Source organism: Gordonia amarae NBRC 15530 (genome assembly GCF_000241345.1).
Taxonomy (GTDB): domain Bacteria; phylum Actinomycetota; class Actinomycetes; order Mycobacteriales; family Mycobacteriaceae; genus Gordonia; species Gordonia amarae.
Genome location: NZ_BAED01000003.1, coordinates 201488 through 224449 on the forward strand (window position 1 = coordinate 201488; position 22962 = coordinate 224449).

At 68.7% G+C, this 22962-nt stretch carries 17 protein-coding genes; 6 read left to right on the plus strand and 11 right to left on the minus strand.

Annotated features, from left to right (window positions below; all coding sequences use genetic code 11):
- Positions 1-5: 5 nt before the first annotated feature.
- From recD to GOAMR_RS01135, 4 genes are read right to left on the minus strand one after another with little or no spacing between them, the layout of a single operon-like run.
- Positions 6-1982 carry an exodeoxyribonuclease V subunit alpha gene (gene recD, locus GOAMR_RS01120; RefSeq protein WP_005181498.1) on the minus strand — a complete coding sequence of 659 codons (1977 nt, stop codon included), beginning with the start codon at positions 1980-1982 and terminating at the stop codon, positions 6-8.
- Positions 1979-5371, minus strand: a complete 3393-nt coding sequence (locus GOAMR_RS01125) for a UvrD-helicase domain-containing protein (RefSeq protein WP_005181501.1) — start codon at positions 5369-5371, stop codon at positions 1979-1981. Before GOAMR_RS01125 ends, recD begins: the two co-directional genes overlap by 4 nt.
- Positions 5368-8925, minus strand: a complete 3558-nt coding sequence (recC, locus tag GOAMR_RS01130; protein WP_005181503.1) for an exodeoxyribonuclease V subunit gamma — start codon at positions 8923-8925, stop codon at positions 5368-5370. Before recC ends, GOAMR_RS01125 begins: the two co-directional genes overlap by 4 nt.
- A gap of 51 nt (positions 8926-8976) precedes the next feature.
- Positions 8977-9525, minus strand: coding sequence for an acyl-CoA thioesterase (locus tag GOAMR_RS01135; protein ID WP_005181505.1), 549 nt, complete (start codon positions 9523-9525; stop codon positions 8977-8979).
- Between the two features lie 218 nt (positions 9526-9743).
- On the opposite strand from GOAMR_RS01135, the gene GOAMR_RS01140 reads away from it, so the two are divergent.
- Positions 9744-10532: a GNAT family N-acetyltransferase gene (locus GOAMR_RS01140; protein ID WP_005181507.1), complete on the plus strand. Its 789-nt coding sequence runs from the start codon at positions 9744-9746 to the stop codon at positions 10530-10532.
- A gap of 100 nt (positions 10533-10632) precedes the next feature.
- Positions 10633-12051 carry an NAD(P)/FAD-dependent oxidoreductase gene (locus GOAMR_RS01145; RefSeq protein ID WP_005181510.1) on the plus strand — a complete coding sequence of 473 codons (1419 nt, stop codon included), beginning with the start codon at positions 10633-10635 and terminating at the stop codon, positions 12049-12051.
- Positions 12052-12189: 138 nt separating this feature from the next.
- Here GOAMR_RS01145 and GOAMR_RS01150 read toward each other — a convergent pair whose 3' ends face one another.
- The 7 genes from GOAMR_RS01150 to GOAMR_RS01180 all read right to left on the minus strand — a co-directional run bounded on the left by GOAMR_RS01150 (position 12190) and on the right by GOAMR_RS01180 (position 18496).
- Positions 12190-12900, minus strand: coding sequence for an urease accessory protein UreD (locus tag GOAMR_RS01150; RefSeq protein ID WP_005181511.1), 711 nt, complete (start codon positions 12898-12900; stop codon positions 12190-12192).
- Complete coding sequence (ureG, locus tag GOAMR_RS01155) at positions 12890-13612, minus strand: urease accessory protein UreG (protein ID WP_005181514.1); 723 nt, start codon at positions 13610-13612, stop codon at positions 12890-12892. The genes GOAMR_RS01150 and ureG overlap by 11 nt, the downstream gene beginning before the upstream one ends.
- 37 nt (positions 13613-13649) lie before the next feature.
- Complete coding sequence (locus tag GOAMR_RS01160) at positions 13650-14300, minus strand: urease accessory protein UreF (RefSeq protein WP_005181517.1); 651 nt, start codon at positions 14298-14300, stop codon at positions 13650-13652.
- The gene (locus tag GOAMR_RS01165; RefSeq protein ID WP_005181519.1) at positions 14300-16018 is read right to left on the minus strand and encodes an urease subunit alpha; all 1719 of its coding nucleotides are present in this window, start codon (positions 16016-16018) and stop codon (positions 14300-14302) included. The genes GOAMR_RS01160 and GOAMR_RS01165 overlap by 1 nt, the downstream gene beginning before the upstream one ends.
- Before the next feature lies 1 nt (position 16019).
- Positions 16020-16676 carry an urease subunit gamma gene (locus tag GOAMR_RS01170; RefSeq protein WP_005181521.1) on the minus strand — a complete coding sequence of 219 codons (657 nt, stop codon included), beginning with the start codon at positions 16674-16676 and terminating at the stop codon, positions 16020-16022.
- 117 nt (positions 16677-16793) lie between these two features.
- The gene (locus GOAMR_RS01175; RefSeq protein ID WP_005181523.1) at positions 16794-18047 is read right to left on the minus strand and encodes a DUF6986 family protein; all 1254 of its coding nucleotides are present in this window, start codon (positions 18045-18047) and stop codon (positions 16794-16796) included.
- Positions 18044-18496: a PaaI family thioesterase gene (locus GOAMR_RS01180; protein ID WP_040514016.1), complete on the minus strand. Its 453-nt coding sequence runs from the start codon at positions 18494-18496 to the stop codon at positions 18044-18046. Before GOAMR_RS01180 ends, GOAMR_RS01175 begins: the two co-directional genes overlap by 4 nt.
- A gap of 437 nt (positions 18497-18933) precedes the next feature.
- Between GOAMR_RS01180 and GOAMR_RS01185 the strand changes: the two genes are divergently transcribed.
- From GOAMR_RS01185 to GOAMR_RS01200, 4 genes are all read left to right on the plus strand, one after another.
- On the plus strand, positions 18934-19332 hold the full coding sequence (locus tag GOAMR_RS01185; protein WP_005181527.1) for a BlaI/MecI/CopY family transcriptional regulator: 399 nt from the start codon (positions 18934-18936) through the stop codon (positions 19330-19332).
- Positions 19333-19415: 83 nt separating this feature from the next.
- Complete coding sequence (locus GOAMR_RS01190; RefSeq protein WP_005181529.1) at positions 19416-20363, plus strand: M56 family metallopeptidase; 948 nt, start codon at positions 19416-19418, stop codon at positions 20361-20363.
- Between the two features lie 124 nt (positions 20364-20487).
- Positions 20488-21951 carry an NADP-dependent phosphogluconate dehydrogenase gene (gene gnd, locus GOAMR_RS01195; RefSeq protein WP_005181538.1) on the plus strand — a complete coding sequence of 488 codons (1464 nt, stop codon included), beginning with the start codon at positions 20488-20490 and terminating at the stop codon, positions 21949-21951.
- Between the two features lie 80 nt (positions 21952-22031).
- Positions 22032-22940: a 3-methyladenine DNA glycosylase gene (locus tag GOAMR_RS01200; RefSeq protein ID WP_244427196.1), complete on the plus strand. Its 909-nt coding sequence runs from the start codon at positions 22032-22034 to the stop codon at positions 22938-22940.
- Positions 22941-22962 lie beyond the last annotated feature (22 nt).

Genomic DNA, 22962 nt, shown 5'->3' on the forward strand with positions numbered 1-22962 from the left:
CGAACTCAGGTGCCGAGCGGCCTGATTCGCGAACGAAGGCCGCTGGCGCGGGCGACGCGGCGGTCGACGGCGGCTTTGAGGACATCGAGGGTGCCGACGATCCAGACCTCTTTCTGGGCGCGGGTGATGGCCGTGTACAACAACTCTCGGGTCAGCAGTTCCGAACCGACCGGTGGCAGTACTACCGTCACGGCCTCGTACTGGCTGCCCTGGCTGCGGTGAATGGTCATCGCGTAGGCGGGCACCACATCCGACAGCCGTGCCGGGTGCACGCGGTGGACCCCGGACTCGCCGCGGGTGAAGGCGACGGTCAGCGGCACCGGACCACCTGGGTCCGCGGTGGTGCGCACGTCGCGGATCACCACGCCGCAGTCGCCGTTGGAGGTGTCCGTCTCCTTGTCGTTGACCGTGACCAGGATGGGGCGGCCCGGCCGGGTCATCACCGTCGTCGATGTCAACGGCAGGTGCGCGTGTCCGCCGGCGATCCAGTCGGTGATCTGTTCGGTCCAGCCCTGTACACCCCAGCGGCCCTCGCGGTGTGCGCAGAGCACCCGGTGCCGGTTGAGCGCGGCCAGCGCCCCGGCCTCGTCGCCCTCGTCGGCGGCGGCGAGAAGGTCACGGCCCCAGCCGGTCACGGCCTCCTGCACCGGGTCGACGCGGGTCGGGTCGACGAGCGTGACACCGGGCAGTCCGGACACGACGAGGCCGGCGACCCGGTCGGCATCGCCGTCGTTGACGGCGGCGGCAAGTTCGGCGATGCCGGGGCTGTTGCGATGTCCCCGGCGCAACGTGATCACGCCCGCGCTGATCCGCGACAGATCGGCGTCGTCGACCACCGAGTCGGGGTCCGGTGACTCCCCCGTCCCGTCGAACACCCGCATGCCGGCCAGCGCGACCGCTTCGGAGGCCCGCGCCCGAGCGGCGGCGGTTGTGGTGGCCTCCCCCGCATCCACCCGGTCCACCAGATCGGCGAGAACCGCACCGGCGTCGACGGATTCGAGCTGATGCGGGTCACCGACGAAAATGATCCGGGCGTCGGGGCGGATCGCGTCGAGCACATAACTCATCGCCGTCATCGACAGCATCGACGTCTCGTCCACCACCACCACGTCGTGCGGCAGGGTGTTGGTGCGGTTGTATCGCGGGTTGGCCCCCGGCCGCCACGACAGCAGTGAATGCACCGTGACCGCCCGGATGGGCGTGGCGTCGGTCCGGTACGAGGCGACCGACGACTGCAACTGTGCGGCGGCGCGGCCGGTGGGTGCGCACAGCCCGATCCGGAGACGGTGGTCGGACAGGTGCTCCAGTGTCGCGAGAATCCTTGCGACGGTGAATGTTTTACCGGTACCCGGCCCGCCGGCCAGGACGGTGATCCAACGGCCGGCGGCAACGAAACCGGCGAGGCGCTGCCGTGCGTCGACCCTGGTGGGCCCGTCACCGGATTCTTCGGTGTCATCCGGTCGGGGTTCACCGAAGGCGTGATACACGGCCTCCCGTACCGCGTCCGGGTCGACGTCGGGTGCGCGGGAGGCCCGGTCGTCGAGGACCGACCGGATGATGTCCTCCTGCCGGAAGTACTTGTGCAGATACAGCAGCGGGCCGTCGTCGGATTCGGCAAGCACCAACGGGCGCAATTTGCCGCCGTTGGAGCTGCCGGTGACCAGCGGGCACCGGGCGAGTGAGTCGAGCAGCGCTCGTGCCGACGGCACCCGCACACCGTCGGGTGCGAACTGTGCGACAAATTCGGCGACGTCGTTCAGCGCCAGGCAGGTCGACCCCTGCCGCACCGCGCGCACCGCCAGTGCCACACCCAGTTTGGCGTCGTCATCGATACGCTCGCCCGTCAGCCGTCCGAGCCGGTCGACGATGTGCAGGTCGGCCGCCGACAGCGAACCGGCCCGGTTCCACGGCTCCAGCACCGGATCAGCACCGAGCACGAGGTCGTCGGCGAACCGGTCCTGCCCGGTGAGTTCGGCGGTCATCGGGTCACCTCCATACCGGCGATCAGATCGGACAGTGCGACAACGAGTTCGGCGGGTATGTGCCATTCGAACACCCCGCAACCGACGGGTGTGGACAGCCCGATCATGCCACGCACGAAGTGATACTGGGCCGGGCCCAGACACTCACCCGGCTCGTATCCGGGTAATCGCCATCGCAGAAACCTGTGCAGGGCAACCGAATAGATCAATGCCTGTAGTGGATAGTGATTGGCGATCATCTCAGCGGCCATCGCCTCGACGGTGAAATCCTCGGCCACCAGATCCCCGGGCCGCAGCCGGTTGGTCTTGTAGTCGACGATGGTGAAGCGGCCGTCGGGGCGGCGCAGCACCGAGTCGATACTGCCGGTGAGGAACCCACGATAGGTCTGAGCGGGCAGTTCCCGCAGGTGGTCGGCATACCCGGACAGCGGATCGTCGGCGGACAGGTACCGGTCGAGCAGGTCGGCCACCGCGGCCACCGTGAACCCGGCAGCCACGTCGTCGCCGAGCGGAAACTCGAAGTCGAGTTCCGAGAGCCGGTCTCGCGTCGGAATCGACCACAGGTCACCGAACCCCAGCGGTGTGGTGAGCACCCCGACGAGCGCCCGGGTGAGGACGTCGATGTCGATGTCGGCGGCACCCACCGATTCGGAGACCAACTCGCGCACATGGGCATCGATGTCCGGGGCAGAGGTGTCGACGTATTCGAGTGCCTCGTGTACGACGGTGCCGAACGCCGCACCGAACGGCAACCCGTTCATCAGCGACGCCGTCGGCGATTCCGCCACGACCACCGGTGCTTCCAACGGATCCGCGGTGTCCTCGGAGTCGTCGTCGGTGCGCACCCGCATATCGTCATCGGGTTCGCTGCCCGCGGTGACCGGTGACGCGGACCCGTGTGCGCCGGCGGTGATCGCCGAATACGAGGTGCGACGCCAGGTCTGGTCGATCTCGCGGGTGAACCGCGCCGCGGACAGCGCCCCGGTGGGCAGGTCGCGGGCCGGGTCGGTCCACGCGGTGTGCGCGGCACGGGCCGGCTCGACGGTGATCAGCGCACCGTCGGACACACCCCGCAGTCCCGCGACCACCGCACCGTCGTCGGGGACCTCGACGGCGTCGGGCACCTCCCACACCCGGGGACGCCCCGCACCACCGACCGCGGAACTACCCGGGCGGCCGAAGATCAGCCGGTGCAACGGTGCCGTGCGGGTGCCGTACGCGGGTGCCCACCACATCACCACCTGCGAACGTGCCCGCGTCGCCGCCACATACAGCAGGCGTAGTTCCTCGGCGACCGTTTCGGCGTGAGCCCGCGCCCACCGCCAGGTCCGGCCTGGCGCCTCCTTGCCGCCCACGTCGAGACGACGCGCACCGGTCTCGTCGTGGTACATGATCGTGGCGTCGTCGGGAGTATGCAGGCTGTCCCAGGCAAAGGGCAGGTAGACGATCGGGAACTGCAGTCCCTTGCTGGCGTGCACCGTCATGATCTGCACGGCCTGCGCATCCGATTCGAGCCGGCGGACCTGGTCGTCGCTGCGGGCGTGGGAGGCGATGTCGGCGACACGGTCGGTCAGCCATTCGGTGAGTTCGCTCAATCCCCAGCCCTGGTCCATCACCTGCCGGTTGCAGATCGCGGCCACCTGCAGCAGATCGGTCAGCGCGCGCTCGCCGTGCGGTGCCGCCAGCACGCGGGAGGCCACCGCCATCTGGTCGACGATCCGCGCCGCCATCGCCGAGAATCCGGCTTCGGTGAACACCCGGCCCCATTCGGCGAAATGTGCTGCCAGCGCCGAAATCCGCTCGTCGTCGGCATCGGCGAGGGTGGCTGCCGACCACCCGATGAGGGGGGTGGTCGCTGCCAGCCGGACATTGTTGGTGCGGGCCGGCGACTCGATCGCGGTCAGCATCCACAGCCAGTGCCGGGCACCCGCGGTACGGAACACACTTGCCCCCGAGCCGACCACGGCCGCGATACCCCGTTCGGCCAGCGCCCGCCGCAACGGCTCGACAGTCTTGTTGGCCCGCACGAGCACGGCGATGTCCCCGGGGCGCACCGGGCGGTTGTCGTCGCCGATCGTCACGGCCGAACCCAGCAGCGCGGCGATGTCGTCGGCGGCGTCCTCGGTCACCCGCGGCCGGAGGTAGTCGACCGACGGGAATCCGCTGGCGCCGAACGCGGTACGGCCCTTGCAGTCGTTGCGGACCACCGCGCGGATCCGCAACGGCACCGCACCGGAGATCTGGCTGCCCGGGCGCGCCGCGGCGACCTCACGCGCGACGATCTCCGGGTGACCGAGCTGAGCTCCACCGTAGATGCGGCCGAGTGCGGTGACCAGGTCGCCGTCGGAGCGATGGTTGGTGTCCAGAGCGAGACGCTGGTCGGCGGACCGGACCGCCGACAGGTAGCTCAGCACCTCCGCACCGCGGAAACCGTAGATCGACTGCTTCGGATCGCCCACCAGCACCAACGGCAGGTGGCCGTGGAAGCAGCGGCGCACGATCTCCCACTGCTGCGGGTCGGTGTCCTGGAATTCGTCGATGAGCACCACACCGAACTGCTCACGGATACGTGCGCACGCATCGGGGCCGGCTTCGGGGTCGCACACGATCCGGTGCAGGATCGCCTGCAGGTCGTCGTAGGTCCGGATACGCGACTCACGTTTGCGCCGCTCGACGATCTGCCGCACCTTGCGGGTGAAACGCACCCGGCGCAGCACCGCCTCGGCCTCCGGCGAACCCGGTTCGGACAATTCGGATTCGTCCGGTGACAGAACGGCCGCCGGATTGCGCATCGCATCCTTGGCGATGCCTTCGGCCGCACCGAAACCGAACTCGGGATGCTCTGCGTCCTTGAAGCCGTCCATGTACAGGTCGCGCGCGGCCTCGGCGACCATCTCGTCCACATCCTCGACGATGGCCGCGACAGGTTCCCGTTCACCGAGAAAGCCGAGCGCCTCCAGCATCCGGTTACAGAACGTGTGAGTGGTGGCGATGGTCGACGCGTCAAAGTCCGACAGCGCCCGCTGCAGGTTCTCGCGCCGCCGGGCCACCTCCACCGAGTCGCCTGTGGCGAGGAAACGTTCGAGCCTGTCCGGTGATCGCCGTGCCGTGTCCGGGTCGGCGAGCGCCAGGCACAAGCCCTGTACCCGCTCCCGCATCCGCTCCCGCAGTTCGGCGCTGGCGGCGCGGCTGAAGGTGACCAGCAGAACCTGGTCGATCGGCATGCCCTCGGCGACGCGGCGGGCCGCGAGCCCGACGATCGCGTACGTTTTGCCGGTACCGGCGCTCGCCTCCAGTACCGTGGTGCCGTTCGGGAGGGGCGCGGTGATATCGAACGATGCCGGTGTGGCGGCGTCCCCGGCCGCAGGGCTGCCGGATGCGGTGGTCATGCGTTCACCTCGTGGGTCAGCAGTGGCATCCACAGCATGTGGGCCAGCGCGCAGAACACGGCGTCGGCGTCCTCGTCCAAGTCCGGATCCGGTTCCAGACCCAGCGCGGTCCAATCGATCTCACCGATATCACCGATGCGGTCGACGAGCAGGTCGTCGAACTCGACGGCCGCCGACACATCCCCGCCGAACGCCATCCGCACGAAACGGTCGGCGGAGGCACCATAGCCGCGCTCGAAATTGCGCCGCGCCGCCGACAACGCCACCTTGCTCTTGGATCGGCGCTGCGTCTCCACAAAGTCGGCGGCAAGCTCGGCGGTCACCGGAAGGATCTTCCGTAAACCCAGGTCACGTAGTGCGACAAGCTCTTCCAGGACAGCCACCGGGTCCTCGGGAACAGCGAACCGCGACAGCGCAACACCACCGCTTCCGCGGGTGCTGCGGCCCACGACCACAGCGGAGGCGACGGACGACGCGGTGTCCGGGCCCGCCGGCCGCGTCGCCGACAGAGCGAGCAGACCGATCCACGCAGCCAGCCGCTGTTTGGCCCGGAGTTTGGAAAACGTCGCGGTGATGATGCTTTCGCCGTGCACGTCGGCGATCGTGCCGTGGATGCGGCGGCCGTCCGTGAGTTGGACCAGCACATCTGCCGTCCGCGGCCTGCCGTCGCCGAGCGCCTCCTGACGCAACGGGGATACCGCGTCATACACCTGGTTCACCTCGGCCGCGATCTCCCGGAGTTCACGCGTTCCGAACATCCTGGGCGGCAACGTACCCCGGCGCAGCTCCGCCGCCTGGCAGTCCATCATGTCCGCACCGCCGAGCATCCGCCGCAACAGCCTGTCGCCCACACCCCACTCGTCGAGTCCGCCGAGGTCGATGTCCAGCTCGTCCGCGTGGGCGAGTTCCTCCTGCGGTATCCAGATCTGCAGCCGCTGCCGGAAGAACGCCTCGATCGGTGAGGTGTGGAAGGCGATCAACTCGCCCAGGTCGATGTCGGGGCGCCCGGTCGTGTCGTGCTCGGTGGGTTCGTCGTCGGGCATCGGAAACACACAGCGCGCGGGCACCGGCGCCGCCACCTCACCGCTCGTGGATCGCTGGGCCAGCGCGCCGGCAAGGAGCGCCGTGTCGTGGCTGAAAGGTCCGGTGATCCCGCGCATCGCACCGGCGGCGAAATTGCGGGAGTCGAAGGCGTGCAGAGTGTGCCGTCGCACCACGGTGCCGCCGCCGGTGAGAGTGTCGAGGGCGTCGACCAATTCGCTGACGACGACGGCCGGCGGCACCGGGCGGCCGGTGATCGGGTCGGCGCCGGTGACGTACACGTGCAGGGTTTCGGTGGCCGCCCAGATGGCGTCGAGAAAGGCCTGCCGGTCCTCGTCGCGCGGATGGCGTTCACCGACCAGCGGTCGGGTTCCGCACACGTCGTCGCCGTCGATGCGGGTGGCGCGCGGGAAGGTGTCGGCGTCGATGCCGAGCAGGATGATCACCCGGTGCGGCACCGACCGCATCGGCACCATCGAGCACACGGTGAGTTCGCCGGTGCGGAAGTTGGAGCGGCCGGCCCGGCTCGCCAGCAGCCCGGCCATCATGTCGCGCACATCGGCCGGCCGCAGCTCACACACCGTGGACCGCGGCGCGCTGTCGGCTGTGGGTCCGTCGTCGAGAACCCTGCCGATGGTGCGCAGCGCCGCGGTGGTGGTCCACTCCTCACCCGGGATCGCGGCGGTCAGCGCCCGCACGCCGTCGCTCAGGATCGTTACCCAGCGCGCGGGGGTGGCGGTCGAGTCCATCTGCGACAGCACGTGTTCGAGCCGGTTGATGAACTCGGTCAAGCGGCCGAACAGGTCGATGGCGGTGCTCTCGACGGCGTCGAGGGGCAGCGCGGTGCCCAGCCATTGCCCGTCGGCCTCGTCGGCGACGGCGCCGAGCGCGATCCGGTCGAGTCCCGCGGCGAAGGTGCCCTGCGGGAACGCCCCCATGTTGAAACGGCTACGTTCACGCGCCCCAAGCCCCCAGCGGATACCGCTGCGGCCCAGCCATTCCCGGATGGTGTCGAGGTCGGAGTCGGAGAAACCGAAACGCACCCGGACGGGTTCGGCGGACGCCAGGTCGAGGACCTCACTCGCGGTGAGCCTGCCGGCGGCCAGCCCCACGACATGCGCGATCACCTCTAGCACCGGATTGAGTTGCCGCACAACACGATCAGCCATCCGTACCCGCAACGAGAACGCGGGATGGTCGAGACCGGTCTGGCCGAACGCGCCGCGGATCAGTGGACTGAACGTTTCCACGTCCGGGCACATGATCAGCACATCACGCGGCTGCAGGGTCGGGTCGGCGGAAAACAGATGCAGCAGCCGGTCCCGCAGCACCTCCACCTGCCGGTGCGGACCATGACAGGAATGCACCTCGACGCTGCCGTCGTCGACGGTTCCGCCCGGGAGCAGGTGATCATCGCGCAGCCCTGCCTGCAGTGCGTGGAGCAACGACATGGATTCGGCGCCATCGATGTCGTGGTGCAGATCGCGGTCGGCGATCCCGGTGAGACGTTCCTGCAACTCCCCCACGTCCCGTGCCAGACTCGCCAGCAACGGATGCCGTGGCATCGGCCGCTCCCACTGTTTTCGCGTCACGGGCGGCGCGGGTCTGCGCGGTGCACCGTCCGCCCGCAACGCAGAGGGACCCGCCGACCACAGCACCGGACTCGGATGCGGCAGATACAGGTGAACGTCATGGTGCTCGGCGGTGGCGGTGAGGAGCTGCCGGAACGACTCAGAGATGCGCGTGGGCCCGAACACCGACAGCCGGGCCGGCAGGCTCCCGGCCTCCGGGTCGGCGCGCAGCCGGTCGCAGACCGTGCCGAGGTATTCAGCGGGATGCGGCACCCCGATCTCGTCGTGCACCGCGCGGAAGAATCCGGGCTGCCAGGCCATTCCGTCGGCGACAGCGGCACCCGTGCCGTCGAGGTCCACCCCGTCCACGGGGCCGGTGATCCACCCGGCGAGCATGGCCGGCCGGGCTGTCGCGTACCGGGTGAACAGGTCCGCGATCTGACGTGCCGTGGAATACCTACGGCCACGGCGATATTCGGCGTCGTCAACGGTACTGTCGGGCCGGTTCGGCCCGGCGGGTTGCACACCCACATGCCGCGCGATCACCCGGAACGCGGCGTCATCGAGGCTCTCGTCGAGAACCCTCAGCACCGGCCACACGAGTCGCCCCGGTCGCCACGGGTCGTCGGTACGGCCGTCACCGGTCGCGCTGAACGGGACACCCGAATTGACCGCTGCCACGATCCGGTCCGCCAGGTCGGCCGGCGATGGGAAGTCGATGTTCGCCGAGATCCCGTCGTGGCCGCCCGCAGACCCGGTACCAAGCGTGCGAGCCAGGTGCTGCTGTAGCCATCGCTCCACGCCGCGGGCGGGCACGCTCACGATCTCCGGCGCGAAAGGATCCGCCTGTCCGCCGCCGGACGGCGTGAGAGGTTCGGCGAGAACCCCGGCCAGGACGCCGGCCAGCGCATCGGTGCGTTCGGCGCGATGGACGATCAGCATTGTCGGTTCCCCTTGCCCGTCAGCCTTCTTACCGTCAGCCTTGTGTCTCGGTCAGCCCTTGAGGTCGGGCAGCGGACCACGCCAGCTCTCGAAGACGGCCTTGACCTCGTCGGACAGGTGTTGCGATGCACCGGACTCCCGGTCGATGGCCACCAGAACGGTCCGCGCGATCGCGCACAGCTCACCGTGCGCCGAGTACAACTGCCCACCGATGGTGACCGACTTGGTGCCGATGCGGCCGACGGACACACCCACCCGGGCGGGCGCGAAGCTGTACATCAGCGGCACCCGGAACTCGATGTCCTGCCGCGCGACCACGGTGACAGGACGCACCGCACCGATGTCGCGGCGGAACCACGTCGCCAGCGCCCGGATCCGGGACTCCTCGAAGATCCGGGCGATCACCACGTTGTTGACGTGGTGGTTCAGGTCCATGTCGCCCCAGCGCAAGGACACCGGGACATCGACGCCTCCGCCGGGCACGCGGCGGATCACGACTCGCTCCTCGCTGATGATGTCGTCGTCGGCGGGGACATCGGCTCCGGGGACATCCGCTGCGGGGCCGGAAGCGTCTACATGTGAAGGGCTGTGTTCGTGCACAGGGCAAACCCTAACGGCTCGGTCCGACCTTCCGGGCCGGCAGTCGGCGATGCCCGACAGTGACAGGCGATACACCCGATCACACCCACAGGTATGGAGGTGACGACGTAGACTCACCCGAAGGCGGCAAACGGGTCGTGTACCGGCGCGGATTCGGCCGGTGAAACAACAGCGGTAGTCACAGCAGGCCAGACGTACAGCAGCGGAAGGGGTCACCGGTGATCCTCCAGACGCGCCACCTTCGTCTGGACCCGGTCTCGGCCGCCGACGTCGACGACCTTGTGCTCCTCGACAGCGACCCCGAGGTGATGCGTTACGTCAGTGGCGGTGCGCCCACCCCGCGTGAGGAGATCGTCGACTGGGTCGTTCCGCGCGCGGAATCGCACCTGCGGTCCGCCAAGGGCGGATTGTGGGTGGCCCGGGAACGCCGCACCGGCAGCTTCGTCGGGTGGGTGTCGCTGCGTCATCCGGGACACAGCCCGCGGTCCGAACTCGAACTGAGCTACCGGCTGGCTCGGCGGTGGTGGGGTTCGGGCCTGGCCACTGAGGCCTCCGAGGCGCTCATCTCGATGGCGTTCCGGAGGTTGGGCACCCAGCGGGTGTTCGCCACCACCACGGCGGCGAACATCGGTTCGCGGCGGGTGATGGAGAAGCTGGGCATGTGCCTGACCTGGGTGGCGGTACCCGAAGACGACGCCGACGCCGATCTCGCGGACGTCGAGTACGAATTGTCTCGCGCCCAGTGGGAGATCGGGCAGGCCCCGACGGTCCGCTTCCGCGGCATCACCCCAGGTCGGATCGCCCCAGACCGTTCTTCTTCGCAAGACCGTTCTTCCCATGGCCGCGGTGTCCCCGACCGCCGCGCCACGCCGGTCCGGCGATCGGTGACCACCCCCGCCCCGGGGCCGGTTCCCCCAGGTCATCGCACCCAGAATGCCGCATCGGGTGGTCGTCACCGCAGGGCTGCCACAACGGAGTTTCCTTTCATCGCGACCGAAGCCGGATAAGCGACTACCGTAACGACTGTGCGCGTTGGTACATATCGGTGCGCACGGGGCGCATGGTCGCCCGTCACCGAACGCACCACCTGACAGGAGTCGTCCACTCATGAGCCGCCCGCATGTCGTCATCATCGGTTCGGGATTCGGCGGACTGTTCGCTGCCCAGCGCCTGCGCAAGACCGATGTCGACATCACGCTGATCGCCCGCACGACCCACCACCTGTTCCAGCCGATGCTCTACCAGGTGGCCACCGGCATCGTGTCCGAAGGCGAGATCGCGCCCGCCACCCGCGTCATCCTGCGTAAACAGCGCAACGTGCAGGTGATGCTCGGCGACGTCACCGAGATCGACCTCAAGAACGGCACGGTCACCTCGCGACTGCTCGAACGGTTCACCACCACCCCGTACGACAAACTCATCATCGCCGCCGGCGCCGACCAGTCGTACTTCGGCAACGACCACTTCGCCGAATACGCGCCCGGCATGAAGACCATCGACGACGCCCTCGAACTGCGTGGCCGTATCCTCGGTGCCTTCGAGCAGGCCGAGCTGTCCACCGACCCCGCCGAACGCGAGCGCCTGCTGACCTTCGTCGTGATCGGCGCCGGTCCGACCGGCGTGGAGCTGGCCGGTCAGATCGCGGAGATGAGCGACAAGACACTCAAGGACGCCTTCCGCAACATCGACGCGACGCTGGCCAGGGTGATTCTGCTGGACGCCGCTCCCGCCGTGCTTCCGCCGTTCGGTGAGAAGCTCGGCAAGAAGGCCGCGGCGCGGCTGGAGAAGATGGGTGTGGAGATCCAGCTCGGCGCGATGGTCGTCGACCTCGACTACGACAGCCTCACGGTCAAGGAGAAAGACGGCACCACACGGCGGATCGAGTCGCAGTGCAAGGTGTGGTCGGCCGGTGTTCAGGCCAGCCCGCTGGGCAAGCAGCTCGCCGAGCAGTCCGGTGTCGAGCTCGACCGCGCCGGCCGCGTGAAGGTCGGCCCCGACCTGTCGATCCCCGGCCACCCGGATGTGTTCGTGGTCGGCGACATGATGGCCGTCGACGGGGTGCCGGGCGTCGCCCAGGGCGCCATCCAGGGTGGCCGGTACGCGGCCGACGCCATCAAGGCCGAACTCAGCAAGGGCCAGACCCCCGAGCAACGTAAGCCGTTCAGCTACTACGACAAGGGGTCGATGGCCACCATCTCGCGTTTCAGCGCGGTGATGCAGGTGCCGATCCCCGGTACCAAGAAGAAGTTCGAGACCGAGGGTTACTTCGCGTGGCTGGGCTGGCTGGCGCTGCACCTGGTGTACCTGGTCGGCTTCCGCAACCGCCTCAACACCCTCATCAACTGGTTCTTCGCGTTCACCACCCGCGGCCGTTCCCAGCTGGCCGTCACCGAGCAGCAGGTGTACGCGCGCACCGCCCTCGGCCACCTCAGCGAGATCGAGCATTCGTCGGTCGACGACGTCGAGGGCGAGTTGGCCAAGGGCACTGCGACCGAAGAGAAGAAGCCCGAGACCGAAGCGGGCTGAGCCGGCCGGCACCCCATCGACGCACAGCAGCCGAGGATTTTCCCCTCGGCTGCTGTCGTCTCCGGGTAGGTGCTGCAGGGACGTGACCGGTGTTCCAGGCACGAATCGGCCAGGAAAGTTCTGGTCAGGAAAGTTCGGTCAGGAAAGTTCTGCGGCGATCTCGCGTGCGGCGAAGACACGATCGGCGAGCACGGTCGTCAACGTCGGTGTGCCGGACGGATCGGCGATCCCGGCACCAGGAACGGCCGCGAGACGCAACCGGGCCGCGTACTCCTTCGACGAGACCATCTCCGGCCGGGGGTCAGGGTAGACGAACGTCGAGCTCAGTCCTCGGTGCCCACGACTGATCTCCCCGGGCCCCAGCACCAGCCGATGCCGCAGCACCGGATGTTCTCCCACGTCTACCCGCATCGACCCGGACCACCGTCCCCCGATCGCGGCATCGGTTACGCCCCGGCCGATCTGCACGTGCTCGGCGATACGCACCCGCGAATCGGAGTGCAGGCGCGCGACCGTGGAGGTGGTGTGGTCGGCACCGCCGGCGACAATCGTCGGCTCCGGATCGCACGCCAGCTCACCGCCCTCGTCCACCTCGATCAGCCATCGGGTCGACGAGTCGGCCCGCCCCGCGGCGGGCAGCGCGATGGTGGCCGCGACCGACCCCAGCTCGAGTCGCGCGCCGGCCTCCACCACCACCCTGATCTTGATCTCGTCGCCGCCGAGAGGTGTTGCGGCCGTGGAGATCAGATGCAGCCTCGACGGCCCGGTGCGCCGCACCGCGAGCCCGCCCGTGGCGGAGGTGTGGATCGACGCGTCGGACCGGGCGACGATCGTGACGTCAGTGAACATCTGCTGTGCGCGGATCCGCCTCGGACACATCGGGGTTCGCGTATTCGGCGAGTTGGGTGCGCACCCAGGCCAGTACGTCGCTCGCCGACGGGTCGTCGGTCAGCGAGATCAGCGCCGTCGGGCGGCCCTCGCGGACCTTCGCCGAATCGCGGCGCATGACGTCGAGGTCGGCGTTGACCCGTTCGGCGAGGTCGATCTTGTTGACCACCAGCAGATCCGAGTAAGTGACACCCGGCCCGCCCTTGCGCGGCACCTTGTCGCCACCGGCGACATCGATCACGAAGATCTGCACGTCGATCAGTCCGGTGGAGAACGTCGCTGTCAGGTTGTCGCCGCCCGATTCCACCAGGATCAGATCCAGCGGGGGGTTCGCGGCGATGAGGTCGTCGATGGCGTCGAGGTTGGCGGTGATGTCGTCGCGGATCGCGGTGTGCGGGCAGCCGCCGGTCTGCACGGCGGTGATGCGCTCGTCGGGCAGCACGGCGTGCCGGCGCAGGAAGTCCGCGTCCTCGGTGGTGTAGATGTCGTTGGTCACCACGGCCAGCGACAGTTCGTCCCGCAGTTCCCGGCACAGCGCCGCCACCAGCGCGGTCTTGCCCGAGCCGACCGGCCCGCCCACACCGATGCGCAGTGCCTCCCCCGGCTCCCGGTGCCGGCGGGGACGGTCGTGGTCGTGGCTGTGCGGTTCGCCGTCGATCAGATGGGGTGGCATGGGTTTTCGCTCCTTCGTTGAACAGGTCGGGTGCCGGTCACGACATGAACAGCGGCATGTCGCGCCGCGTGTGCCGTTCGGCGAAGATGTCGAAGATCGGGTCGGACAGGTCAGCGAGTCCGGTGGTCGCCTCCCGGGCCACCTGCTCGCACAGCGGCGACAGTTCGGCGATCGTGATCGCGACATCGGCCGGGTCGAGCGCCAGCAGCCGCTGGCCCGCGGTGGCCGAACCGCTCATCGTTGTGTACACCAGAACCAGCGCGGTCTGCAGTGGTGACAGCCCGGCCACCGCACCCACCGACCCGCTGATCACCGGAAGGTGGGTAGCCGGACTGTGTTCGGACCAATCATGGTGCGGATACAGCCTTTTCGCCAGCCGGACCATTCCCCTGCCCTGCGCGTAGGAGGCCTGCCGGGCGGCGCTCGACGGGGTGCGCGCATCCATCTCCCGCTGAGCTCGCGACACACTCAGCTCACCGGCGCTCACCTGCGCCGCCACCGACGCGGCCACCAGACCCGCCGATTCCACCCGGCGGCGCAGAAAATCGGCAAGCGTGGCCACCGACCGCACATCGCCGTCGGCGACGGCCTGCTCCACACCGCCGGAATGGACGTGACCGCCGACCGGCAGACGAGAGTCGGCCAGACTCAGCATCATCGCCAGCGGCGCCTGTAGGGACGCATCCATCAGAACAGGAAATACCTTTGCGCCATGGGCAATTCGGCCACCGGCTCGGCCTCCCACACCTCGCCGTCGACGCGGACGGTGAAGGTGTCCGGCTCCACCTCGATACGCGGGCAGGCGTCATTGCCGGGCATGTCGGCCTTGCCGACCTTTCGGGTGTTCTTGACCGGCACCAGCTTTCGGTCCACACCGATACGTCCGGCCAGATCCCCGGGGGCCCCGGGCGCGACGAAACTGATCGACGTGGCGGCCGCCGCCTTGGGCGCGGCACCGAACATCGGCCGCGGCAGCACCGGCTGCGGGGTGGGGATCGACGCGTTCGCATCACCCATCGCCGCCCAGGCGATCGCACCCCCCTTGATCACCAGATCCGGTCGCACCCCGAAGAACGCGGGATCCCACAGCACCAGGTCGGCGAGTTTGCCCTCCTCGACCGAGCCGATCTCGTCGTCGAAACCGTGCGCGACGGCGGGGCAGATCGTGTACTTGGCGACGTACCGCTGGGCGCGCACGTTGTCGGCGCGGCCGTCGCCGGGCAGCGACCCCCGCTTGACCTTCATCACGTGCGCGGTCTGCCAGGTGCGCAGCACCACCTCACCGATGCGGCCCATCGCCTGCGAGTCGGACCCGATCATCGAGATCGCGCCCAAGTCGTGCAGCAGGTCCTCGGCCGCGATCGTCGACGGCCGGATCCGGCTTTCGGCGAACGCGAGATCCTCGGGCACAGTCGGATTGAGGTGATGGCACACCATCAGCATGTCGAGATGCTCGTCGAGGGTGTTGACGGTGTGCGGACGCGTCGGATTGGTCGACGACGGAAGGACATTCGGGTAGGCCGCGACCGTGATGATGTCGGGTGCGTGACCACCGCCGGCCCCCTCGGTGTGGTAGGCGTGGATGCTGCGTCCGGCGATCGCGCCGAGCGTGGCCTCCACGAAACCGGCCTCGTTGAGAGTGTCCGAGTGCAGTGCCACCTGAACACCGGTCTCGTCGGCCACCCGCAGGCAGGCGTCGATGGCCGCCGGAGTCGAGCCCCAGTCCTCGTGCAGCTTGAAACCCGAAGCGCCGGCCAGGATCTGCTCATGCATGGCCGCCGCGCTGACGGTGTTGCCTTTGCCGAGCAGCGCGATGTTCATCGGCCAGTGATCGGTCGCTGCGAGGATCGACGCCAGGTGCCAGGCGCCGGGGGTGACCGTGGTGGCCTTGCTGCCCTCGGCCGGGCCGGTGCCGCCGCCGATCAGCGTGGTGATGCCGTTGCCGAGTGCCTCGTCCATGATCTGCGGGCAGATGAAGTGCACGTGGCAGTCGATGGCGCCGGCGGTGACGATCTTGCCGTTGCCGGCGATGACCTCCGTCGACGGCCCGATCACGAGCTTCGGATGCACCCCGGTCATGGTGTCCGGGTTGCCGGCCTTGCCCATCGCGACGATGCGGCCGTCGCGAATACCCAGGTCGGCCTTGATGATTCCCCAATGGTCGAGGATCACCACACCGGTGATGACGGTGTCGGGGGCGCCCTCGGCGCGGGTGGCGCGGCTCTGGCCCATCGACTCGCGGATCACCTTGCCGCCGCCGAACACCGCCTCCTCACCGGCCAGACCCGGACCGCCGGAGCGGTCCTCGGTGACCTCGATCAGCAGGTCGGTGTCGGCGAGCCGGATCCGGTCGCCGGTGGTCGGGCCGAACAGCTGGGCGTAACGGTCGCGTCCGAGAAGTGCCATGTCAGATCTCCTCGGTGATGCCGGTCGCCGGGCCGTCGAGTTTGCCGGGTGCGTCGAGCGAGATGCCGTACACCTCGCGGGTGCCACCGAGCGGGACCAGTGTCACCGTCATCTCGATACCCGGCTCGAAGCGCACCGCGGTGCCGGCCGGGATGTCGAGACGACGCCCGTACGCGGCGGTGCGGTCGAAGCTGAGCGCGCCGTTGGCCTGTGGGAAATGCACGTGACTGCCCACCTGGACCGGCCGGTCGCCGGTGTTGGTGACGACGAGCCGCACCGGGTCGGCGCCGATGTTCAGTTCGATGTCGCCGTCCTCGGCGATCACCTCACCCGGCACCCGCGACGATCCGGGTCCCGGGTCGATCGGGCTGTGGACAGTGACGAGTTTGGTCCCGTCCGGGAACGTCGCCTCCACCTGGACGTCGTGCAGCATCTCGGGGATGCCGTCGAGCACGTCGTCGCGGCTGAGCACCTCGCGTCCCGAGGTCATCAGCTCGGCCACCGACCGCCCGTCGCGTGCGCCCTCGAGCACGTGCTCGGTGACGATCGCCACCACCTCGGGATGGTTGAGCTTGAGTCCGCGGGCCTTCCGTCGCCGGGCCAGGTCTGCCGCATACGAAACCATCAGCCGCTCTTGCTCATGTGGCGACAGGCGCACGGATTCATCTCCTTCAACACCGTTGGGTCCAGATCCCGGTTGTCGTCATCCTGCCACGGGTCGCGGCCCCCGGCTCGACGAGCGGGAACTCACCATGTCGCGACCGGTCGCACCTGTTCAGTCCGCCAACGCTCCCCCGCCGGCGCGCAGCGACTCCAGGGCGGACTCGGTGACCAGCGGCGCGATCGCGGCCACCTCGTCGTAGGTGAAGGCGCCCGCGGCGATACCCCGCCCGATGACCAAGGACAACGACATCGCGGTGGCCGGCTCGTCGGCGACGTCCCCACCGGACCGCTCGAAGTACGCCTGCAACCGTGCGGCGGCGCCCGGCATGGCGCCACGGAAGAATCCGACCACCGCGAGCCAGCGGGTCACCAGGTGACCGGGGTGCATGTCCCAGCCCTGGTAGATACCCCGTTCGAGGGAGCGGACCACGAGCGAGTGGTGCCGGCGTACCGCCGCGGCGATGTTGTCGGGGGTTCCCGTGGGCAGTACCTGGGTCGACCCGTCGCTCACCCACACCCCGGTCTGCGCGGCCGCGGCCTGCATGACCGCCTTGGCGTGGTCGGCGACCGGATGGGCCAGGGACTGCTGGGCCGAGACGACCCCGCAGGCCGCGCTGTAGTCGTAGGTGCCGTAGTGCAGCCCGGACAGCCGCGGCCTGCCCCGGTGGATGGCCCGGGCGAGTGTGGCGGTGCCGTCCGGACCGAGGACCGCCTGCGGAATCTCGATCTGCAGTTCGTACCGCAGCGCCCCCTCGGCGAGGCCGTGCACGCGTTCGAACTCCTCGCACAGCACGTTGACGGCGTCCACCTGACGCACGTCCCGGAGCTTCGGGACGGTGAAGACGAAACCGTCGGGCACACCGCCTGCGGCGTCGAGGACGAGTTCCAGTGTGCGCAGCCCGCGAGGCCGTTCGACGGCGCCGAGGCCCTTGGCCCGGACCCCGAAACTGCGGGGTGCGTGCGGGGCGTCGGCCGACCAGTCGCGCAGGGTGCGCCCTGCCGCCCTGGCGTGGGCATCCTCGACGTCGTCGGGGCGCCAGCCGTACCCGTCCTCGAGGTCGATTCTCAGGTCCTCGATCGGGTTGGTACGCAACCTGTCGAGAACGATGCCGATGACCTGTTCGCCGGCCAGCTCACCGAGCACCCCGAAGGTCTCCCCCGCGAGCGTGATCGCGCGTTCACCCCACTCCCTCGGCGTGCCCGGGTCGGCGTCGGCGGCGCTGACGTACACGGTGTGTGCGGGCTGGCCCGACGGATCATCGCCGGGAAAGCAGGTGGCGAGGTCGGCGTCAACCGGCGCCAGCAGATCATCGATGCGCCCACGCACGGAGTCGGACAGGGTGCGTGGGTTGCCGGCGGCGGTCACTCACCACCGTTCGAGGGTGCGGAATCGGGCAGTTCAATGTTCTGCAGTCGCACCTGCGACCGGGCCAGCGCTCTTCCGTCGGCGTCGGTGAACTCGACAGCCCACAGCTGCTGGCGGCGGCCACGGTGGATCGGGCTGGTGCGGATCGAGATGGTGCCCTCGCTGACCGAGCGCAGGAAATCGGTGCTGTTGTTCACGCCCACCGCGGTGCCGCCGATCCCGGTGGCATGCAGCCAGTAGGCGCCGCTCATACTGGCCGCCGATTCGGCCACCGCGCAGTACACACCCCCGTGGACGATGCCGAACGGCTGATGATGCTTGGCCGACAACTCCAGCGTCGCGACCAGGCCATCGGCATCGATCGAGGTGAACTTCTGGCCGATCTCGGCGTCGAAACCCCGGACGTCGTTCAGGTTGTTCACGATTTCCTCAACAGTGAGTGTGCTCATGGATCCCAGATTGTCACGGCCCCCGGGCGGTGTCATCACGAGGCCGACCCGACCCGTTCCCTCCAGTTTGTGATCGAAGTCACGGAAGTGGCATCCGCACCGCTCATGCCGGGTTCCGGGCCCCACCGATCGCGATCATCATGAGCGAAAAGCGTGCCGGAGGAACCGAAAGGCCCTACCCCTCGTTGGAGAGGTAGGGCCTTTCGTGACGTGGACCGGGGGTCTCTGCAGCCCTCAGGACTCTCGCGCGGTCCGACGTTGTAATTAATGTAGGCTACCCTTACCAACATGTCAAGCTCGCGATCGAGATCCGAAGAAGGGATGCCTGACCAGCCACGACAGCACGGCCACGCCAGTCCCGCGGCCCAAGCTGTACCGACCGCCGACAAGACGGCCGCCGGATACACAACAGAGCACCAAGGGAGGAACGCAGTAAGATGAGAAAGATGAACGGTTTGGGTGACTTGGAGCGCGCGGTGATGGATACCTTGTGGGGTAGTCCGCAGCCGCAGACTGTTCGCCAGGTCCACGCATCGCTGTCGCGTAACCGCTCCCTCGCGTACACCACGGTGATGACCGTTCTGCAGCGTCTGGCCAAGAAGAACCTGGTCACCCAGATCCGCGACGACAGGGCGCACAAGTACGTGCCCACCCACCCGCGCGAAGACCTCGTCGCCAGCCTCATGGTCGACGCCCTGAGCGAAGCCGACGCCCCCGGATCGCGGCACGCGGCTCTGGTGTCGTTCGTCGGCCGCGTCGGTGCCGAGGAGGCCGCAGCCCTGCGCGATGCACTCGATGCGCTCGAAGCCGCACGAGATCACGATCACGCAAGCTAGATTTGTGTCCACGGACGCCCCGGTGACATAACTGACGTGACCGGCCGACCGTAGCCCTCCCGTTCACAGCTCAAGGATGACCGATGACCGCCCTGATCTTCGGTGTCGTGACCGTGATCCTGATCTGTCCCGCCGCGGAGCTGCTCTCCCGCGCACGCTGGCAGATCAGAGCCCCACGAGCCGCGATGACTCTGTGGCAGGCGATTGCCCTGGCCGCGGTGCTGTCCGCGTTCAGTTGTGGCCTGGCGATCGCGTCCAATCTCCTCGAGCCCGGGGCCGACGGCGCCCCCACCACCAACCCGGTCAAAGAGATCGACCGCATCGGACTGCCCCTGTGGATCGTGTCCGTCACCGTTCTCGCCATCACCCTGATCATCGGTGTCCGGCTGTTCTACACCACCATCCGCGTCGGGGTCCGCACCCGTGCCCGCCGCGCCGCGCACCGCCACCTCATCGACCTGCTCGACCGCTGCGACCACTCCGCGGCCAACTCGCTGTTCGCCCGCGACGTCCGGATGATCGACGTCGACACCCCGTTGGCCTACTGCCTGCCCGGACTGCGCCAGCGCGTCGTCATCAGCGAAGGCGTCGTCGCCCGGTTGTCGGAGGACGAATTGCGCGCCGTCCTCGCCCACGAACGCGCCCACCTTCGCGCCCGCCACGACCTCGTCCTCGAGGCGTTCATCGCGCTGCACGAGGCATTCCCCCGGTTCGTTCGCAGCAAGTCCGCCCTGGGTGCGGTGGAACTGCTCGTCGAAGCCCTCGCCGACGACCAGGCCGTCGCCGCCACCACTCCCACCACCCTCGGCCGGGCGCTCGTGGCCTGCGCCGACGCCGTCGCCCCCCGCGGCGCGATGGCCGTCGGCGGTCCCACCACCCTCGCCCGGGTGCACCGCCTGCGAGATCCGCAATCACCCCGCTGGGTGTCGGCGGCGGCCTACACCGGCGCCGCGGCCATCCTCGTCGTCCCCACGCTCGCCGTCGCGATACCGTGGCTCACCGAGCTCTCACGCCTGTTCGCCACCGCCTGAACCGTCGCGTTGCCCTGGCTGACCGAGCTGTCACGTCTGTTCGCGGCTGCCGGTCTCCTCACACCTACTGACCAGTACGTGGGCCACGACACATGGCCGGGAGCAAACCCATAGGATTGCGTCCATGACCACTCCTGAAACCGCTGTCGGCACCGCCACGCCAAAAGCCCAGATCGGTGTCACCGGTCTGGCCGTCATGGGCTCCAACATCGCCCGAAACTTCGCGCGCAACGGCTACACGGTCGCGCTGCACAACCGCAGCGTCGCCAAGACCGATGCCCTGCTCGCCGAGCACGGGGACGAGGGCAGCTTCATCCGCAGCGAGACCATCGAGGAGTTCGTCGCCGCACTCGAACGCCCGCGCCGCGCCCTGATCATGGTGCAGGCCGGCGCCGCCACCGACGCGGTCATCGACAGCCTCGCCGACGCGATGGAACCGGGCGATGTCATCATCGACGGCGGCAACGCGCTGTACACCGACACGATCCGGCGAGAGAAGGCCCTCGCCGAACGCGGCCTGCACTTCGTCGGCGCCGGCATCTCCGGCGGCGAGGAAGGCGCCCTCAACGGTCCGGCGATCATGCCCGGCGGACCGGCCGAGTCGTACAAGTCTCTCGGCCCCCTGCTGGAGTCGGTCGCGGCCAAGGTCGACGGTGAGCCCTGCTGCACCCATATCGGTCCCGACGGCAGCGGCCACTTCGTGAAGATGGTCCACAACGGCATCGAGTACGCCGACATGCAGCTCATCGGTGAGGCCTACGACCTGCTGCGCCGGGTGCTCGACCTGCCCAACGCCGAGATCGCCGACGTCTTCGCCCGCTGGAACACCGGCGCGCTGGAAAGCTATCTGGTCGAGATCACCGCCGAGGTGCTCGCGCAGGTCGACGCCGAGACCGGCAAGCCGCTCGTCGACGTGATCGTCGACGAAGCGGGCCAGAAGGGCACCGGCCGCTGGACGGTCAAGTCCGCGCTCGACCTGGGTATCCCCACCACGGGTATCGCCGAGGCGGTGTTCGCGCGCGCGTTGTCGAGTTCCACCGACCAGCGCAAGGCCGCCGCCGGCCTGTCGGCCGGCACGCTCGCCGCGGCGCCCACCGACAAGGACACGTTCATCGACGACATCCACGCCGCGCTGTACGCGTCGAAGGTCGTCGCCTACGCGCAGGGCTTCGATCAGATCGCCGCCGGCAGCAAAGAGTACGGCTGGGACGTCGACCCCGGCGCCCTGGCCACCATCTGGCGCGGCGGCTGCATCATTCGGGCCCAGTTCCTCAACCGCATCCGCGAGGCGTACGCCGAGAACCCGCAGCTCCCGAGTCTGCTGCTGGCACCGTACTTCCGCGAGGCCGTCGAAGCCGGCGTCGACAGCTGGCGGCGCGTGGTGGCCACCGCTGCCGCCACCGGCATCCCGGTGCCGGCGTTCGGCTCGTCGCTGTCGTACTACGACGCGCTGCGCAGCGAACGCCTGCCCGCCGCCCTCACGCAGGGTCTGCGCGACTACTTCGGCGCGCACACCTATCGGCGCATCGACAAGGAAGGGTCGTTCCACACCCTGTGGGGTGGCGACCGCTCCGAAGTCACCGCCTAGTCAGGGTCAGCACCTGATCGGGGAACGCAGACCGACACACAGAACCCATCTCGACGCTCCAACTACCATCGGGGTTCGAGATGAGTTCTGTGATGTCCCCGGCCGTGACCGCAACCACCGCTCCGCCGCTGACCGGCGCGCAGTGGCGTGAGCTGCGCGCTCAGCACGCCGACCGCGTCGACGCGCTGATCGGCGACTACCTGCGCCGCCGGAAATCCGGTGAGAAGCACCCGGTCATCGACTTCCTGTTCACCTACTACGGGTCGCGGCCGGCGCATGTGACCCGCTGGCATCCCGGTATCGGTACCGCGTTGGCCGATGCCGACGAGTATCTGAAACTGCCGGGCTACGTGCGCGGCCGGGACGGCGTCCACGCCGATCCCGCACTCGTGACCGAACGCGCAGAGCAGTTGCACTCGACCGTCGCGCTGCTGGCGGCGACCGCGGGACGGCCTCCGCGGCTGGGTTGTTTCGGGTTGCACGAGTGGGCGATGGTGTTCCGCACCGACCGGCCCCGGCACAGTCTTCCGCTGCGCCTCGGTGCCGCCGGCACCAACGCGGTGATCGAATCGATGCCGCTGCGCTGCACCCATTTCGACGCGTTCCGGTTCTTCACCGAGGCCGCCGCACCTCTCAACGAACGACAGTTGTCGCGCTCGTCACAGCAGGCGAACGAACAACCCGGCTGCCTGCACACCACCATGGATCTGTACCGGGTGTGCCTGCGTATGATTCCTCTCATCGAGTCCGATCTGATCTTCGCGGCCTTCCGACTGGCCCTGGATGCCCGCGAGCTCGATATGTGCGCGAGTCCGTACGACCTGACCGCGCTGGGCTACGACCCCGTCTGCGTGGAAACCCCGGCAGGCCGGGCCGAGTATGTGCGCCGCCAATCGGATATCGCCGAGCGCGGCAGTCTTCTGCGAGAATCAATTCTTGATCGACTACGCGGAATTGCGGACACCACGGACTGTGCCGGAAAGACCTAAATTACCGGCGAGTAGCATTGCG

Excerpts from the sequence above, each read along its gene's own strand:
- recD (WP_005181498.1), bottom strand. The coding sequence starts at position 1,982 with ATGACCGCCGAACTCACCGGGCAGGACCGGTTCGCCGACGACCTCGTG.
- GOAMR_RS01125 (WP_005181501.1), bottom strand. The coding sequence starts at position 5,371 with ATGACCACCGCATCCGGCAGCCCTGCGGCCGGGGACGCCGCCACACCG.
- recC (WP_005181503.1), bottom strand. The coding sequence starts at position 8,925 with ATGCTGATCGTCCATCGCGCCGAACGCACCGATGCGCTGGCCGGCGTC.
- GOAMR_RS01145 (WP_005181510.1), top strand. The coding sequence starts at position 10,633 with ATGAGCCGCCCGCATGTCGTCATCATCGGTTCGGGATTCGGCGGACTG.
- GOAMR_RS01150 (WP_005181511.1), bottom strand. The coding sequence starts at position 12,900 with ATGTTCACTGACGTCACGATCGTCGCCCGGTCCGACGCGTCGATCCAC.
- ureG (WP_005181514.1), bottom strand. The coding sequence starts at position 13,612 with ATGCCACCCCATCTGATCGACGGCGAACCGCACAGCCACGACCACGAC.
- GOAMR_RS01160 (WP_005181517.1), bottom strand. The coding sequence starts at position 14,300 with ATGGATGCGTCCCTACAGGCGCCGCTGGCGATGATGCTGAGTCTGGCC.
- GOAMR_RS01165 (WP_005181519.1), bottom strand. The coding sequence starts at position 16,018 with ATGGCACTTCTCGGACGCGACCGTTACGCCCAGCTGTTCGGCCCGACC.
- GOAMR_RS01180 (WP_040514016.1), bottom strand. The coding sequence starts at position 18,496 with ATGAGCACACTCACTGTTGAGGAAATCGTGAACAACCTGAACGACGTC.
- GOAMR_RS01185 (WP_005181527.1), top strand. The coding sequence starts at position 18,934 with ATGAGAAAGATGAACGGTTTGGGTGACTTGGAGCGCGCGGTGATGGAT.
- GOAMR_RS01190 (WP_005181529.1), top strand. The coding sequence starts at position 19,416 with ATGACCGCCCTGATCTTCGGTGTCGTGACCGTGATCCTGATCTGTCCC.
- gnd (WP_005181538.1), top strand. The coding sequence starts at position 20,488 with ATGACCACTCCTGAAACCGCTGTCGGCACCGCCACGCCAAAAGCCCAG.
- GOAMR_RS01200 (WP_244427196.1), top strand. The coding sequence starts at position 22,032 with ATGAGTTCTGTGATGTCCCCGGCCGTGACCGCAACCACCGCTCCGCCG.